Source organism: Pseudomonas sp. ZS1P83, from assembly GCF_054897825.1.
On the sequence record NZ_CM142706.1, the window covers coordinates 3,967,056 to 3,983,949 of the forward strand.

The window sequence follows — 16,894 nt, forward strand, 5'->3', positions numbered from 1 at the left end:
TCAGTTGCGAGAAAAGTCGACGAATGTCGCGACGACCTGCTCGATTTGAGCGCGGCTGACGTCCATGTGCGTGACCATGCGCAGGCGGCCGGCAGCGCTGAGTTTGATCCCGCGTTCGGCAGCAAAGGCCTTGATGGCCTCAGCCTTGTCGCCCATCTGCACATAAACCATGTTGGTCTGCACCGGCTCGACCTCGTAACCCGCGGCTCGCAGGCCTTCGGCCAGCCATTGGGCATTGGCGTGGTCGTCGGTCAGACGCTGCACGTGGTTATCCAGCGCGTACAAACCTGCGGCCGCCAGAATTCCGGCCTGGCGCATACCGCCGCCGACCATCTTGCGCAGGCGCCGCGCCTTGCCGATCAACTCGGCCGAGCCACACAGCACCGAACCGATCGGCGCGCCCAGGCCCTTGGACAGGCAGACCGAGACGGAATCGAAATACTGAGTGATCTCTCGGGCATCGACACCCAGCTTGACCGCCGCGTTGTACAGCCGCGCGCCGTCAAGGTGCAGCGCCAGCCCGTGCTCACGGGTGAAACTGCGGGCCCGGGCCAGATACTCCAGCGGCAGGACTTTGCCTTGCATGGTGTTTTCCAGCGCCAGCAAACGGGTGCGGGCGAAGTGGAAGTCATCCGGTTTGATCGCGGCCGCAACGTGCGCCAAGTCCAGCGAACCATCCGCCTGCACTTCCAGTGGCTGCGGCTGGATCGAACCGAGTACCGCTGCACCACCGCCTTCATACTTATAAGTGTGAGCCTGCTGGCCGACGATGTACTCGTCACCGCGCTCGCAGTGGGCCATCAAGCCCAGCAGATTGCTCATGGTGCCTGTCGGGACAAACAGCGCCGCAGCAAAACCCAGCCTTTCTGCCAGTTCAGCTTCGAGACGATTGACCGTCGGATCTTCACCGTAAACGTCATCCCCGGTGGCTGCTGCGACCATCGCGTCTAGCATCCCTGCGGTCGGTTGGGTGACGGTGTCGCTGCGAAGATCGATAACGCTCATGAATCTGGCCTCGGTTTGCAGGGGAAAATCCCTTTCAGGTAGGAATTACTGCGGTCATGCCGTCGAATAATCAACCCTTGAGTAGGAAAAGGTTTCCTGAACTGACGAAAAAGTCGATAGCAATCATCAGATAGCAGCAATGCACAGGTGAGAAATATGTGTTAAAAACGCTTCGCCGCCAAACAATCTGGCGGCAAAACGTTCTCAGGGCGGGGTGCAACTCCCCACCGGCGGTAATTGCGCGCGATGCGCATAGCCCGCGAGCGCTTGGCGACAGGCACGGCAATGGCTGTGATGGCGGCAAGGTCAGCAGACCCGGTGTGATCCCGGGGCCGACGGTCATAGTCCGGATGAAGAGAGAACGGGATTGGCGCCAAAGGGCCGTCCGCAGGCATTCGTGCGAGCGTGCGTACCCTTAAATCCCATTCGATTCATATGCCCTGTTTTTTACATAAACAGGAGTCAGAACATGCAACCCACCGCAATCGATAGCAAAAGCAAAAACCATCAGGGCGAGCGCGTTGCGTTCATCCAGGCCTGCTGGCACAAAGAAATCGTCGATCAGAGCCGTAAGGGCTTTGTGGCCGAAATGATTGCTCAGGGTTATCAGGAGTCGGAGATCGACTTCTTCGAAGTCGGCGGCGCCTTTGAAATTCCGCTGCACGCCAAGCTGCTGGCCAAGTCCGGTCGTTATGCCGGCATCGTCGCGGCGGGTCTGGTGGTCGACGGCGGGATCTACCGCCATGAATTCGTCGCCCAATCGGTGATCAGCGGCCTGATGCAGGTCCAGCTGGAAACCGAAGTGCCGGTGTTCTCGGTAGTCCTGACCCCGCACCACTTCCATGCCGGCGAAGAACATCAGAAGTTCTTCTTCGAGCATTTCGTGCATAAAGGTCAGGAAGCGGCGAAGACGTGCGCGGATACGCTGCACAAGATGCGTGCATTGCGTCGTAATGAGCCTCGTGCGGTAGCGGTCTAAAACACCATACCTTGATCGTTCCCACGCTCCGCGTGGGAACGCCTCAATGGACGCTCTGCGCCCGCTGTTGGGACGCAGAGCGTCCCGGGCTGCATTCCCACGCGGAGCGTGGGAACGATCAATCAGGCGAGGTTTTCGTCGGTGGTCGGCACAATCAGAATGCCGGCGCGCAGGCCGTTCTTGACCTTGGGGTTCGGGAAGATGATCCGGGCACCCTCCTCCTCAATGATCCACCGGGTTTGGGCGATGTCTTCGGCCAGCAGATAACCCACTTCCAGCTCCGAAAAGTTCTCGATGTCCACTGGCAGGTTCAGGCGGAAGCTATCGCTGTGCTTGATGATTTCTCGCGCCACGCTAAACAGCTGCAAACCGTCCAGCGCCTCTTCGGTCTGGGCCGGCTCGCTGCCTTCGATAATCTGTTTGAGGCGGGTTTCCAGCAGATCAACGTTGACCCCGTCGTTCTGCCCGAATGGCCGCGCCTTTCCCAGCTCGAGGGTAAAGGACTCCGCACCGAGCTTGTCGTAGGTGTAGGAACTGAAAACGATGGACGGCTTGTTTTGCAGCAGCACCGCTTCCATGCCGGCAGCGCGCAGCCGCGCCAGTTCCAGGCGAGAATGCTGACGGCCTTCTTTCCAGGGATACAGTGCGAACTGCTCGATTTTTGAACCGCGAATTGCCGTGTGCAGGTCGTAGTGCAGACGATTACGGCCCGGCAAGCTGAAGAAGCTCGCCGCCAGCCGCTCCAGTTCACAAGCGCGCAGGGCTTCGGAGCCGCTGCTTTGTTCGTGACGGCCGTTGAACAGCCGGTTGACGTCCTGCTCGATGAAACGCTCACCTTTGCGAATCGCTTCCGGGTTGCCGAACAGGAACAGAATACGTGTGCGCGGTTTCAAGTCGCCGCGGGCGATGTCATGCAACAGGCGATCGAGCAATTCGATCGGCGCTGTTTCGTTGCCGTGGATGCCGGCCGATAGCAGCAGGTCCAGGCCTTGGTCGCTCGCTTGCGGTGGCCGGACTTCCAGCGCACCTTCGCTCAACCAGCGCATGCGCACGCCTTCGACAGTCAGTTGAGTCTTCTCCGCCGGTTCGCGGCCGGCGAGGGTCAGTTCAAGCAGTTTGCCGAGGGCGAGCATAGAGCGATTTCCTTAGTGGTCGTGTGCGCAATCCGGGCCGTGCACGTGGTCTTCGTCACCGACTTCAGCCGGTTCCATTTCCAGTTGCAGACTTACCAGATTAGTCGCCAATGGGCGCAGCAGCAGGTTTGCGTATTCAGCGTCACCTTCTTCGACGTCCACGCCGATCAGCAGTTGGCCGCGGCCATCCTGCTGAATCCACAGCTCTTTGCCTTGCCACATGACCGCGACGCGGGTGCAGGAAGTTTCCAGTTGCGTGCCGTCGGTGTCTTCAAGGATCAGCTGCAGGGTATCGCTCATGTTTTACGCTCTCGACTTTCAATTGATCTGGAATGGATAAACCGCGCCCAGTTTAAGGATTTGCGTCAGTTCATCCAGTGCCGTCCGGCACTCAAGCAGCAATTGCGGGTCCGCGAGATCGTTTTCGGTCATGCGGTCGCGGTAGTGCTTGTCGACCCATTCGGTCAGCGTGCCGTACAACGGTGCCGTCATGATAACCCCTGGGTTGACGGCCGCCAGTTCGGTTTCGTTGAGCGCGACGCGCAGTCGCAGGCACGCCGGGCCACCGCCGTTCTGCATGCTCTGCTTCAAATCGAACACTTTCACTTCGCGAATCAGCCCGCCGGAGCTGGTCAAGCCTTGCAGGTACTGCCAGACACGCGCGTTGCCACGGCATTCTTCCGGCACGATCAACAGCATCGAGCCGTCAGGACGCGACAGCAATTGGCTATTGAACAGGTAGGAACGAACGGCGTCTTCCACGGTTACCGCGGAACGCGGTACGCAGATCGACTGAAATTTCCCACCTACTTTGGCGAGTTTGCTTTGCAATTCAGCGAGCATCTGATCGGTGTCGAGGAACGCATCCTCGTGATAGAACAGCACCTCGCCATTACCCACCGCGATCACATCGTTGTGGAACACGCCCTGATCGATCACCGAAGGGTTCTGCTGGGCGTAGACCACGCCGTCATCGCTCAAGCCGTGCAGGCGGACAACCGCCTGGGAGGCTTCGAGGGTCTGGCGGGCCGGGTATTTCTGCGGTGCCGGGTAACGGGTGTCGAACGCGCTGCGACCGAACACGAAGAACTCGACGCCAGCTTCGCCGTACTCACGGCAGAAACGGGTGTGGTTGGCTGCACCTTCGTCCCCGAACTGCGCCACGGCTGGCAATGCGGCGTGGTGTGCGAAGTGCTTCTGGTCAGCAAACATTGCCCCCAGCACGCGACTGGTGGTCGGGTGTTCGATGCTGCGGTGATATTTGCAGTTCAGGTTGGCCGCAGTGAAATGCACACGGCCATCCGCGGTGTCGGCGCTCGGGCTGACGGTGGCGGCGTTGGCCACCCACATGCTCGATGCCGAGCAACTGGCAACCAGCAGCGGCATGGCTTCTTTGGCAGCTTGCTCGATCACCTGAGCGTCGGTGCCGCTGAAACCCAAGCGACGCAGGGCTGCCACGTCCGGGCGCTCCTGTGGTGCCAGCACGCCCTGCTGAAAGCCCATTTCCATCAGCGATTTCATTTTCGCCAGGCCTTGCAGCGCGGCTTCCTTCGGGTTCGAAGACTGCTGGCTGTTGCTCTGGGACGCGACATTGCCGTAGGACAGGCCGCCGTAGTTGTGGGTCGGCCCCACTAGACCGTCAAAATTGACTTCATAGGATTTCATCAGCGAGGCTCCACGAGAATCTGTTGTTATAGGCATCAGTAACTATCTGTTCAGTGCGACCGGGTTGCGGACTTCGCGGGCAAGCCTCGCTCCTGCAGGTTTTGCACAATCCTGTAGGAGCGAGGCTTGCCCGCGAAAGCGGTCTTACGACATCCGCACGCCGGGGGTCAGGGCCGTCGGCAAGGTCAGGCTCGGCGTTTCCAGCGAAGCGACCGGGTACGCGCAGTAATCTGCCGCGTAGTAGGCGCTGGCGCGGTGGTTACCCGAGGCGCCGACACCGCCGAATGGCGCGCTGCTCGCCGCACCGGTCAGCTGCTTGTTCCAGTTGACGATGCCAGCACGGCTTTCCAGCCAGAACTGCTGATAACGTGCTTCGGAATCCGACAGCAGACCGGCCGCCAGGCCATAGTCGGTGTCGTTGGCTTCAGCGATCGCCGCTTCAAAATCAGCGTAGCGGATCACTTGCAGCAGCGGGCCGAACAGCTCTTCATCAGGACGATCAGCCACGGCCGTCACGTCCAGAATGCCTGGGGTCAGCAAGGCGGCTTGAGCTTGGGGTTGAGTCATTTCCAGCAGCGCCACGGCGCCGTTGCCCAGCAGATGCTCTTGCGCATCCATCAGGGCTTTCGCAGCACCAAGGGAAATCACCGAGCCCATGAACGGTGCCGGTTGCTGATCAAACGCGCCAACTTCAATCGTCGAGCTGACCGCCACCAGACGCGCCAGCAGTGTGTCGCCCCAGGCGCCCTGCGGCACCAGCAAGCGGCGGGCACACGTGCAACGCTGACCGGCAGAAATGAACGCCGACTGGATGATGGTGTAAACGGCAGCATCGAGGTCTGCGACCTGATCAACGACCAGCGGGTTGTTACCGCCCATTTCCAGCGCGAGGATCTTGTCCGGACGACCGGCAAACTGCTGGTGCAGGTGATTGCCGGTGCGGCTGGAACCGGTGAAGAACAAACCGTCGATGCCCGGGTTCGCCGCCAGGGCGATACCGGTTTCGCGAGCACCTTGCAGCAGGTTCAATACGCCTGCTGGCAGGCCGGCTTCGATCCAGCACTTGACGGTCAGCTCGGCGACTTTCGGCGTCAGCTCGCTTGGCTTGAACAGCACACTGTTACCGGCCAGCAGCGCCGGCACGATGTGACCGTTCGGCAAATGGCCAGGGAAGTTGTAAGGCCCGAACACCGCGACCACACCGTGTGGCTTGTGGCGCAGCACGGCGGTGGCGTCGCCCAGTGGGCCGCTCTTCTCGCCGGTACGTTCGCGGTAGCTCTGCACCGAAATCGCTATCTTGTTGACCATGCTGGTGACTTCGGTCGCCGCTTCCCACAAGGGTTTGCCGGTCTCTTCACCGATGGTGCGAGCCAGTTCGTCAGCGTTGTTCTTCAGCGCGGCGGCAAAGGCTTCCAGCACTGTGATGCGTTCTTCCAGGGTACGTCGCGCCCAGCCCGGGAATGCCTGGCGCGCGGCTTGCACGGCCGATTCAACCTGAGCGGTGGTAGCGCCCTCGCCCGTCCACAATACTTGCTGAGTGACCGGGTTCAGCGACTGAAAGGCTTCACCCTGGCCGGCCAGCCATTCACCTGCGATGTATAGCGAATTCATTATTTAGACTCCCTGGCAGCGGACAACGGGACGGCGCGCACTTGATCGCCGGCGTTGAGTTGAAGACGTTTGGCGGTCAGCGGATCGACCACCAGCGTGCCGGCGGCGAAACGTGCAGGCGCAGCAGTGATCCGGCAGTCGTCGCGCTTGCGGTTATGAATGAGGAACGGTGTGGCGTCGTCACCCGGCGTGCCGATGGCCAGCACCAGCGCCTGGCTGTCGCGAATTGCGCGGATCTTGTCGGTTTCGCACTCCACCGCAGGACCGGCGTCGAAGATGTCGACGTAGCCCTGATAGCTGAAGCCTTCGCTCTTGAGCATGGCCAGGGCCGGCTCGGTGTCCGGATGAACCTGGCCGATCACGTTGCGCGCATCCGGCGACAGGAAGCAGGTATACAGCGGGAATTTCGGCATCAGTTCGGCGATGAACGCCTTGTTGCCCACACCGGTCAGGTAATCGGCCTGGCTGAATTCCATCTTGAAGAAGTGCCGACCCAGGCTTTCCCAGAACGGCGAACGTCCGGCTTTGTCAGACATGCCGCGCATCTCGGCGATGATCTTGTTGCCGAACAGTTGCGGGAACTCGGCGATGAACAGCATCCGCGCCTTGGCCAACATGCGACCGTTGAGGCCAGTGCGGTAGTCGGCGTGCAGGAACAGCGAGCACAGCTCGGAATTGCCGGTCAGGTCGTTGGCCAGGAACAGCGTCGGTATCTCGCGGTAGATGTTCAGTTCCTGGGAAGCGCTGACGGTCAGGCCAACCCGGAAGTTGTACCAAGGCTCACGCAGACCGACGGCACCGGCGATGGCGGAAATGCCCACCACGCGGCCGTTATCGTCTTCAAGTACGAACAAGTAGTCCGCATCGCCCCGCCCGGCTTCGCCGCGAAAGGTCTTCTCGGCCCAGCCGACCCGATGGGCCAGACGTTCTTCATTGGCCGGCAACGTGGTCAGGCCGGTGCCGGTGCTGCGGGCCAGGTCGATCAGAGCGGGTAAATCGCTGCTGCGTACGGGACGAACGATCATGCTATCTCCTCAAACGGGCCGCTTGCGCCACCCGTGAAACTCGCTGCTTTCCAGGATTCTTTCCAGGCATTCTTTCCAGGCATGGCAGCAGGCGTTAAACCGCCACCAGGCGCACGCTGGCACCTTCACCGACACCCAGGGCTTCGGCCGCTTCAAGATCCAGGGTCACGGGTTTGCCCGGCGCGTAATCGAGCTCAAGCAATACCGCGCGGTAATCCTGCAACTGCGCATTGGCCACCAGGTACTGACGGCCGGCGCCTTTGACCGGCTCGCCGATTTTCACCGGGACTACGCGGCTCTGGGCGATCGAACGGATCCCCGAGACACGGGCGTGCAGGGTCGGACCGCCGTCGAAAATGTCGATGTAGTGATCGGTCTCAAAGCCTTCGCGCATCAGGATGTCGAAGGTGATCTGCGCCCGTGGGTGCACCTGACCCATCGCTTCTTGAGCGGAGTCCGGCAGCAGCGGCACATAGATCGGGTAATGCGGCATCAGCTCGGCCAGGAACGTCCGGCTCTTCAGACCGCACAGACGCTCGGCAGCGGCGTAGTTGAGGTCGAAGAAGTTGCGGCCAATGGCATCCCAGAACGGCGAATCACCCTTTTCATCGCTGTAACCGACTATCTCGGTCACCACCGAATCGGCAAAGCGCTCCGGATGGCTGGCCACGAACAACAAGCGACCACGGGAGTTGAGTTCCGACCAGGCTGAACCCACCAGCTCAGGCTGCACGTAAAAACTGGTCAGCAAGCTGTTGCCGGTCAGGTCGTGGCACTGGGAGAGCACGTGAATCTTGTTATGAATCTTCAGCTCGCGGGAGGCGTGCACAAAGGTTTCATTACGGAAACTGTAGAACGGCTCGGAATAACCGGCCGACGCAACGATGGCCGAACAGCCCACCAGTTTGCCGGTGGCGGTGTCTTCGAGGACGAAGAAATAGCTCTCTTCACCATTGAAGCTGACTTCGGCGGCGAACGAGGCTTCGCTTGCTGCAATCTTGTCGCTCAAGCGTTCAACGTCATCCGGCAAGGAAGTGACACCAATCGGGCTGTCCGCAGCCAGACGCTGTACCTCGCCCAGATCAGCCATTTGCGCGGGGCGCATCACCAGCATGGTGTCACTCCTTTTCAAAACTCTTTTGGGGGAAATAAGCCGAACCCTTGTAGGAGCGAAGCTTGCTCGCGAAGGCGGTGTGTCAGCCGTTGATGACGGTGGCTGACACGACCCCTTCGCGAGCAAGCTCCGCTCCTACAGAGAGCGGGTCCGGCATAAAAATGGGTTCGACGCCTGAAATGTCAGGCGTCGACGGTCTATCAGGCTTGAGTCAGTTTGGCCGCGGCGCGTTCGAAACGGTCCAGACCGGCATCGATATCGGCGTCTTCAACCACCAGGCTTGGCGCGAATCGAACCACGTCGGGGCCGGCTTGCAGAATCATCAGGCCTTCTTTTTCAGCGGCGTTGAAGATGTCCTTGGCCTTGCCTTTCCAGGCATCGTTCAGCACGCAACCAATCAACAGGCCCATGCCACGGACCTGGGTGAACAGGCCGTACTTCTTACCGATCTGTTCCAGGCGAGCCTTGAACTTGTCGTGCTTGGCATTGACGCCGGCCAGCACTTCAGGGGTATTAACCACGTCGATCACGGCTTCAGCGACAGCGCACGCCAGCGGGTTGCCGCCATACGTGGTGCCGTGGGTGCCGACGACCAGATGTTTAGCCAGGTCTTCGGTGGTCAGCATTGCCGCGATCGGGAAACCACCGCCCAGGCTCTTGGCGCTGGTCAGGATGTCCGGGGTCACGCCGTACTGCTGGTAGGCGAACAGCTTGCCGCTGCGGCCCATGCCGGTTTGCACTTCGTCGAAGATCAGCAGCGCGTTGTGCTCGGTGCAGAGTTCGCGGGCACCTTGCAGGTACTCGAGCTCAGCCGGGATGACACCGCTCTCGCCCTGGATCGGTTCCAGGACCACAGCGCAAGTCTTGTCGGAAATAGCCGCTTTCAGAGCAGCCAGATCGTTGTACGGCACGTGGGTGATACCGGTGATCTTCGGACCGAAGCCATCGGAATACTTCGACTGACCACCGACGTTCACGGTGAACAGCGTACGACCGTGGAAGCTGTTGAGCGCGGCGATGATTTCGTACTTCTCGCTGCCGAAACGATCGAAACCGACACGACGGGCCAGCTTGAAGGCGGCCTCGTTGGCTTCGGCGCCGGAGTTGCAGAAGAACGCGCGCTCGGCAAATGTAGCGTCGATCAGCTTATGCGCCAGGCGCAAGGCCGGCTCATTGGTGAAGACGTTGGACACGTGCCACAGCTTGTTCGCCTGCTCGGTCAAGGCACTGACCAGCGCCGGGTGCGCATGGCCCAATACGTTAACGGCAATCCCGCCGGCGAAGTCGATCAGCTCGCGGCCAGACTGGTCCCAGACGCGGGAACCGGCGCCACGCACAGGGATGAAAGCGGCAGGCGCGTAGTTGGGAACCATTACCTGGTCGAAATCGGCGCGTTGTACCGCAGCGTGCTCAACGGACATCGGAGTCTCCTGATGAGGAACACCCGCCTGAAACTGGCGAGCTTGGTGAGGATTGTAAGGACAGTTCTCAGCCCGGCCTTGCCGCCAAGCGACAACTTCTTATAGCGCAAACCCCGGTTTCAGCCGGGTTTACGGCAATGCGACAAATAGCGTCGCAAAGGCGCAGTTTAAACTGCCGGCACAGGTTATAGGCAGGGTTGTCGAGCTGTGCGGTAAATATGTACCGCACGCCCTGCTTCATCGTCTGTTTTGCTTGGGTTCTATCCAAACGCTAAAGGACTAGCGATGAATCTGCACGAATTTGAGCTTGCCGCTCATCCGGACGCGCACTATCACCACGCGTTCAAAAATCTGCCCGACTGGGTATTAAAAGCATCGCCTGTGACGCTCAGCGCGCTAAAGAACGCCTCGCTGGAATTTCCTGACTGGCATGCCACTGCAACCCGTCAGCAACATCAATCGCTGAAATTGGCCAGCGGGGAACACTTGACCCTGCACAATCGCCTGGAGGCGATGCTGAATAAACTGCAAAACGCCCGGGACTTCGCCGAACCGCTTCTGAGCGACGCATTGAAATCCCGCTTCGGCCTCGACCTGGACGTCAAGACCACTTTCCTGCGTCTGTACGTTCCTCAGAACATCCCGTGGTTCCCGATCAAATCCGGCGCCGCGCGCGCCTGGACGGTATCGCTGCTCGATGCAGCCCTGCACAATTTTCAGCCTTCAGAAACCGAGCCGGACGCTTACGAGCCCGCTTCGACGCTTATCACCGAGCCCTCGCCCACCGGTCACTTCAATACGTTGCCGGCGATTAAACGCCAACTTTCTATTCAGAGCTTCACTCGGTTATGTCGGGAACTGGATATCGGTGGTCAGTACGAGGCGTACCTCATCGATAATCTGGGGGTGACCAATCCCGTGGCCGGCGCGGTAGTGAAATCGAAGGTCATCAAGACGCAAAAAGCTGCCCTGCAAACGGCCCTGCAACTGGCCCACATTCGAAAGGACCTGCCGATCGACGCTTACCGTTCGATTCTCGGCATCGCACAAGATCGCGCGGGTATGCGGCTGGATGGCCAGCCAATGGAGTGTCATTACCTGACGATGATGTCTTCATTGTTGACTGGCATCGTCATTTTTTCGCCCAGACTTGAGTGCTCACGGCAGGCAAGGCGGATCATCGTCTATATCCCCGACGACCCGCAGCATCCGCTTAAACAGTACCCTGACGCACAGGCATTCTTGACAGAGCTGACCCGCAAGCTGCGCTCCCCCGCTTACCAGGCGTTCTTCAGCCGATTCGTCGGTCATCAGGAAAGAGCTTACTTTTTCGCCGATCTCGACCACCGTCTCAGCACCGTCACCTGGCATCAGCGCGAGCACGGCGATCCCCTGCCCAGCTGGCTGGGCACACCGGTCGACAAGCCCAAACTGGATTTTTCGGTGAGCCCGATCAAAACCAATCTATGGACTCACCTTTATCACCAGCAACTGAACAAGATCCTCAATGATGCCCGCACCCTCGCCGTCTCCACCGCCCGCGCCGATCGAAACGCTCGATGGGCGTGGTGGGACGCCTTCAGCAAAATCGCCACTGCAACTCTTGAAGTGGCATCGTTCATTGCCCTGCCATTTGTTCCGTTGATGGGTGAGTTGATGCTGGCCTACATGGCCTATCAGGTACTGGACGACACCTTCGAAGGTATTGTCGACTGGACAGAAAGCCTGAAAACCGAAGCTTTCGGGCATTTGATGAGCATCGTTGAGACGGTGACTCAGCTCGGAACATTCGCGGTGGGCGGCGCCATGGCTGCCGGTGCGTTCAACCGCCTGTTATCTCGCGAAGCAGTAGCGCTGATTTCGCCGCTCAAACCCGTCGAAACTGCTGGAGGCCAAACCCGGTACTGGAAGCCGGATCTCGCGCCTTACGAGCAATCAGTCATGTTGCCAACCGAAGTCAAACCCAATCAGCTAGGCCTTTATCAGCATCAGGGCAAAGCGCTGCTGCGCCTCGAAGATAAGCTTTATGCCGTAAAACCGGATAGCGAGACTGGCCGGTTTCAAATCCAGCATCCGCACCGGACCGATGCTTATCAGCCACCCCTGCGTCACAACGATCATGGCGCCTGGCAGACAGCGCTGGACCAACCCTTGACGTGGGACCGGGAAACCGTGATGCGCCGCCTCGGCCACAGCGTCGAGTCGTTCAACAGAGCCGAGCGCGAAGAAGTCCTGCGAATCAGTGGCTTCCACGACAATGTAGTGCGCGAGATTCACGTCGAGAACCATCGCCCGCCTTCGCTACTGACCGACACGATCAAGCGCTTCAAAATCGATCGTGATATTCAGGCATTGATCGATCAGGCCGATAGTGACCATCCCGAACGCTATCAGGCACTGAACCATCGCCTGTCGCTGTTCGAATCTCGCTACCGTGAACTTGAAAAAACCGATGACCGTCAGGTCCAGCTTCTGCTCGGCGAATTTCAGAGACTACCGACAGATATTGCACAAGAACTGGTGAGCAACGCATCCGGCACCGAGCTAAAGCAGTTGCACAACGGTCGAATCCCTCAACGCCTCAAGGACGTTGCAGTCAAAGCCATGGAGGCCGTGCGTATCGCCAGAGCCTATGAAGGGTTTTATCTGGAAGACATGGAAACGACGGACACTCATCGACTGGCTTTGCATAGCCTTGAATCGTTGCCTGGCTGGCCCGCTGGTCTGCGCATCGAAGTCAAGGATTTTTCTTATGACGGCTCACTGCGCGACAGCATTGGCCAGCCCGAAGCGCCGACCGTCAGAACAATAGTTCGGGCAGACGACGGCACTTATCAGGTCCATGAAAACAATGAGCAACCCGGCGATTTTTATCACGCCCTCCTGCAGGCGTTGCCGGAGGCGGAGCGCACTGCGCTGGGTCTCGGCGCCGAAGACAGCCAAGTGTTGAAGCAACGCATTGTCGAGCACGCGGTGAATAGGCCGCAGTTGCGTACGCTGTTCGCAAAAAACCCACGTCGAAAACCCTTCTATGACCCGACGACCATGCGCCTGCCCGGTGGCACGCAGGGTTACGGTCGCAGCCACCGATCTACACCGACGCTCGATGACAGGGTTCGCGAAGTTTATCCCAGCCTGACTCAGGAACAGCTGCGCTCCGTCGTCTCCCAGCTACAACGTCACCCCGACGGCGCTCGCATGGAGCTGTCACGCCTGGCCAGTGAACTTCACGTACTGCATGGAGATCTTGAGCGATGGACAAGTGACGCCCCCACCGTCCACCGTGAAACCGGGCTCCCGCTGAGCGATCTGGAGCAACAGGCTGTGCGACACAATCGGCGGTTACTGGCCCAGGAAATCCAGCGCAGCTGGCGACGGCAGTCCGATCGGGAACTGGATGCACCGGACGGCACCGAGCGGTATGTGCTGCGATTCACTGAAGCGATCCCGGGCGACCTGCCGAACCTGACGGCCGAGTTCAGCCACGTGTCGTCGCTCGCCCTCGACGGCAGTCATGCCGTGCATGGGGTGCCCGGCTTTTTGCAGCACTTCACCGGTCTTCGCCGATTGGAATTACGCCGTTTTACCCTGGGTACGCTTCCCGATGCCATCGGGCAAATGGTGAATCTGGAAACATTGATCCTCAGCGATTGCGGAATCAATTTCGATGCCGTCGCCTGGTCAAAACTGTCCTCAATGAAAAAATTGGTCATGCTGGATCTCTACCGGAATCCGGTGGAAGGCGTACCCAGCATCGAAACAATGCCCGACCTCGTTCATCTGGATCTGAGCGATACCGGCCTGACGGAAATACCCGCCAGTACCTTGCAACATGCCAGGCTCAACACCCTCATGTTGATGAACAACAACATCAGTGAGTTGCCTCCCGGATTGTTCGACAGCCCGGTGTATGAGCAACGCGGCGTGCACCTTTCGCAGAATCCGCTCAGCGACCAGGCACGAGAACTGATCAAGCAGCAGTACTTCGAGACCTCCTACGATCTGAGCGTTTGCGCACCCGATGCAGATATAGCGCGAGCCAGGGCGCTGTTTCCAAGCCTGGAAGACGAAGAGGCGAGCGGCTATGTGTACGAGCTGCCGGGCACATTGGCAGACGGCCGAATAGAGCTGACAAGGCTGGAAGCGGAGCTCGCCCAGCTGAGCATCGATCTGGCTGCGTGGACAGCCGACTTGCCGCCTCTGCACCCACAAACCGGTGAACCGTTCAGTGAACAGCAACGGCTTATCGAGCACACCAACCGTGACGAATTCAAACAGTTATTGGAGCGATGCTGGCGTATTGAGACGGACCAGGATGATTTCGGCGACGCACTTGAGCCAACCTTCGAACTGATCATCAGCCCGCGGATCAACGGGGAGCTTCCCACCCTCAATGCTGACTTCAAGCATGTGTCGGCGCTGGAACTGGAAAGTTCCGACGGCGTGACGCGCATTGGACAATTCCTGAAGTCGTTCCCCAATCTGAAAAGTCTGCGGCTGCGCGAGTGTGACCTGGGCAACATTCCTGACGCCGTGTTCACAATGGGCCGCTTACGTTCGCTGACGCTGCACGATTGCCGCATCAGTTTGTCAGCGGAGTCGGCAAACGCGTTGGCAGGAATGGAACACCTCGACCACCTCGACTTGAGCTCCAACCCACTGGGGCAGACACCTGATCTGAGCCAGATGCCGGACCTCGATACAGTCCTGTTGCACGACACCGGAATCAGCGACATGCCCAACGGCCTGTTGAAGTTCACCGAGCTGGATTGGGCAGACCTGAGCGGCAACGCAATCACCGACGTGCCGAGCGACATCATGGAATTACCGGTGGACGTGGCGGAGAACATTAGCCTTCGAGGTAATCCGTTTACCGAGCAAGCCCTGCTACGACTGATCGACTACTACCAGAATACGGGCGTGGACTTCGGCGTGGAAGAAGTGATCAATCGCGGCGAGATGCAGATATCGTCTTCGCAGGGGTCCGAAGTCGACGAGTAAGGCGCGTTTGTAAGGAATCACCCACGCTCGGACGGCACCGACGACAATTCGAACGGGCTGCTGCTGCGCCGCTGGTTGCGATCTTCCCGCGGCGTAGCACCGAAGAAGTTGCGGTAGGCGCTGGAGAAATGCGGCCCCGAAGAGAAGCCACACGACAGGCCGATCTGGATGATCGACTTGCTGGTTTGCATCAACATCTGCCGGGCCTTGTTCAGGCGCAATTCCAGGTAATACTGGCTCGGCACGCGGTTGAGGTATTGCTTGAAGATCCGCTCCAACTGCCGACGGGACACGCACACGTGCTGGGCGATTTCGTCGGTGGTCAGCGGTTCTTCGATGTTGGCTTCCATGAGCAACACCGCCTGGGTGAGCTTCGGATGACTGGAACCGAGGCGGTTCTGCAGAGGAATGCGTTGGCGTTCGCCGCCTTCGCGGATGCGCTCGACCACCAGCTCTTCGGACACGGCACCCGCCAGTTCGGCGCCGTGATCACGGGCCAGCACCGCCAACAAAAGATCGAGTACCGACAGGCCACCGCACGCAGTCAGGCGATCGCGATCCCAGTCGAACAGATGACTGGTGGCGATGACTTTCGGGAAACGTTCGGTGAAATCGTCCTGCCAGCGCCAATGCACGGCAGCGCGATAACCGTCGAGCAAACCCAGTTGAGCCAACGGGTAAACACCGGCAGACAAAGCACCGATCACACAGCCAGCACGCACCAGTTGTTTCAGCGAACTGCTGAGCGCCGGCGCGAGTGAGGTCGGTGGCTCGTCGGCGAGCAGGAACAGTTTCTGGAAGTTTTCGAGCTTGCCGGCCCACGGCTCACCCGGCAATTGCCAGGCACCTTCGGTCGGCGGTTCGGCCTGCAAAAACGACAGTTCGTAGACAACGTCCGGATGCACACGCTGGGCAACACGCAAGGCCTCCTCAGCCAGCGCAAGCGTCAGTGCTTTAGTGCTGGGCCAGATCAGGAAACCAATTCGATGGGCAGTCATGGCGGGCAATCCGAAACGAAAACAGTGATGAAGGCATGGGCCAATGCTAGCCCGTAAATGAACGTAAATCTCAAAACCAACACAGCTCCCACAGGGGATCGGGGTCAGCCTCTAAATTGGGAAGCATGCACTATCCCTGTGCACAACGGCAGTCCTGATTATTTCAGGCTGCCCGAGAGGAATTGTTGCAAGCGTTCGGACTGTGGATTGACCAGCACCTCACGCGGGTTGCCGCTTTCTTCGACGACACCTTTGTGCAGGAACACCAGCTGGTTCGACACTTCACGGGCGAAGCCCATTTCGTGCGTCACCACCACCATGGTCCGGCCTTCCAGCGCCAGGGCCTGCATGACTTTCAGCACGTCGCCGACCAGTTCCGGGTCGAGCGCCGACGTCGGTTCGTCGAACAGCATCACCTCAGGTTCCATCGCCAGCGCACGGGCAATCGCGACACGCTGTTGTTCGCCGCCGGACATGTGGCCAGGGTAAGCGTCTTTACGATGTGCCACGCCGACCTTGTTCAGGTAGTGCTCGGCCTTCTCGCGGGCTTCGGCCTTGGACATGCCGAGCACGTGGACCGGCGCCTCCATAATGTTTTCCAGCGCGGTCATGTGCGACCACAGATTGAAATGCTGGAACACCATCGACAGGCGCGAACGCATGCGTTGCAGCTGTTTCGGGTCGGCTGCCTTCAGTGCGCCGTCCTTGTTGGCGACCAGTTTCAGCTCTTCGTTGTTGAGCAGAATCTTGCCCGCGTGCGGCTGCTCGAGCAGGTTGATGCAGCGCAGGAAAGTACTTTTGCCGGAGCCACTGGAGCCGATGATGCTAATCACATCGCCAGCCGCCGCTTTCAGGGACACGCCCTTGAGCACTTCGTGACTGCCATAGCGTTTATGCAGGTCTTGGACTTCAAGTTTGTACATGCGGTCGGTTCTCACAAAA

The 16,894-nt window shown here is 59.5% G+C and carries 12 protein-coding genes and 1 riboswitch; of the genes, 2 read left to right on the forward strand and 10 right to left on the reverse strand.

All coding sequences use genetic code 11. The features are described 5' to 3' along the window. Window positions 1–1,005, reverse strand: a complete 1,005-nt coding sequence (gene ltaE / locus ACYZT0_RS18930; RefSeq protein ID WP_462042501.1) for a low-specificity L-threonine aldolase — start codon at window positions 1,003–1,005, stop codon at window positions 1–3. A gap of 196 nt (window positions 1,006–1,201) precedes the next feature. Further along, window positions 1,202–1,372, forward strand: a riboswitch (FMN riboswitch). A 102-nt stretch (window positions 1,373–1,474) separates the two neighbouring features. Between ltaE and ACYZT0_RS18935 the strand changes: the two genes are divergently transcribed. Next, entirely contained in the window at window positions 1,475–1,984 is a 510-nt protein-coding gene (locus ACYZT0_RS18935) for a 6,7-dimethyl-8-ribityllumazine synthase (protein WP_461977792.1), read from the forward strand. A gap of 122 nt (window positions 1,985–2,106) precedes the next feature. On the opposite strand, the gene astE is transcribed toward ACYZT0_RS18935, so the two are convergent. The 7 genes from astE to ACYZT0_RS18970 all read right to left on the reverse strand — a co-directional run bounded on the left by astE (window position 2,107) and on the right by ACYZT0_RS18970 (window position 9,953). Beyond that, window positions 2,107–3,117, reverse strand: a complete 1,011-nt coding sequence (astE, locus tag ACYZT0_RS18940) for a succinylglutamate desuccinylase (protein WP_462042502.1) — start codon at window positions 3,115–3,117, stop codon at window positions 2,107–2,109. Between the two features lie 12 nt (window positions 3,118–3,129). Beyond that, window positions 3,130–3,417: a hypothetical protein gene (locus ACYZT0_RS18945; RefSeq protein ID WP_033056735.1), complete on the reverse strand. Its 288-nt coding sequence runs from the start codon at window positions 3,415–3,417 to the stop codon at window positions 3,130–3,132. 18 nt (window positions 3,418–3,435) lie between these two features. After that, window positions 3,436–4,782 (reverse strand): N-succinylarginine dihydrolase, encoded by a 1,347-nt coding sequence (gene astB / locus ACYZT0_RS18950; protein ID WP_462042503.1) that lies wholly within the window; start codon window positions 4,780–4,782, stop codon window positions 3,436–3,438. A gap of 144 nt (window positions 4,783–4,926) precedes the next feature. Then, on the reverse strand, window positions 4,927–6,396 hold the full coding sequence (gene astD / locus ACYZT0_RS18955; RefSeq protein ID WP_462046602.1) for a succinylglutamate-semialdehyde dehydrogenase: 1,470 nt from the start codon (window positions 6,394–6,396) through the stop codon (window positions 4,927–4,929). Next, entirely contained in the window at window positions 6,393–7,418 is a 1,026-nt protein-coding gene (gene astA, locus ACYZT0_RS18960) for an arginine N-succinyltransferase (RefSeq protein WP_462042504.1), read from the reverse strand. Before astA ends, astD begins: the two co-directional genes overlap by 4 nt. Before the next feature lie 94 nt (window positions 7,419–7,512). Further along, window positions 7,513–8,532: an arginine/ornithine succinyltransferase subunit alpha gene (gene aruF / locus ACYZT0_RS18965; protein ID WP_462042505.1), complete on the reverse strand. Its 1,020-nt coding sequence runs from the start codon at window positions 8,530–8,532 to the stop codon at window positions 7,513–7,515. A gap of 200 nt (window positions 8,533–8,732) precedes the next feature. After that, window positions 8,733–9,953: an aspartate aminotransferase family protein gene (locus ACYZT0_RS18970; protein WP_462042506.1), complete on the reverse strand. Its 1,221-nt coding sequence runs from the start codon at window positions 9,951–9,953 to the stop codon at window positions 8,733–8,735. Window positions 9,954–10,238: 285 nt separating this feature from the next. On the opposite strand from ACYZT0_RS18970, the gene ACYZT0_RS18975 reads away from it, so the two are divergent. Beyond that, window positions 10,239–14,954 (forward strand): dermonecrotic toxin domain-containing protein, encoded by a 4,716-nt coding sequence (locus tag ACYZT0_RS18975; RefSeq protein WP_462042507.1) that lies wholly within the window; start codon window positions 10,239–10,241, stop codon window positions 14,952–14,954. A 17-nt stretch (window positions 14,955–14,971) separates the two neighbouring features. On the opposite strand, the gene argR is transcribed toward ACYZT0_RS18975, so the two are convergent. Both argR and ACYZT0_RS18985 read right to left on the reverse strand, forming a co-directional pair. Then, complete coding sequence (gene argR, locus ACYZT0_RS18980) at window positions 14,972–15,952, reverse strand: transcriptional regulator ArgR (RefSeq protein ID WP_462036053.1); 981 nt, start codon at window positions 15,950–15,952, stop codon at window positions 14,972–14,974. 158 nt (window positions 15,953–16,110) lie between these two features. Next, window positions 16,111–16,875 carry an ABC transporter ATP-binding protein gene (locus ACYZT0_RS18985; protein WP_008154324.1) on the reverse strand — a complete coding sequence of 255 codons (765 nt, stop codon included), beginning with the start codon at window positions 16,873–16,875 and terminating at the stop codon, window positions 16,111–16,113. Window positions 16,876–16,894: the final 19 nt, after the last annotated feature.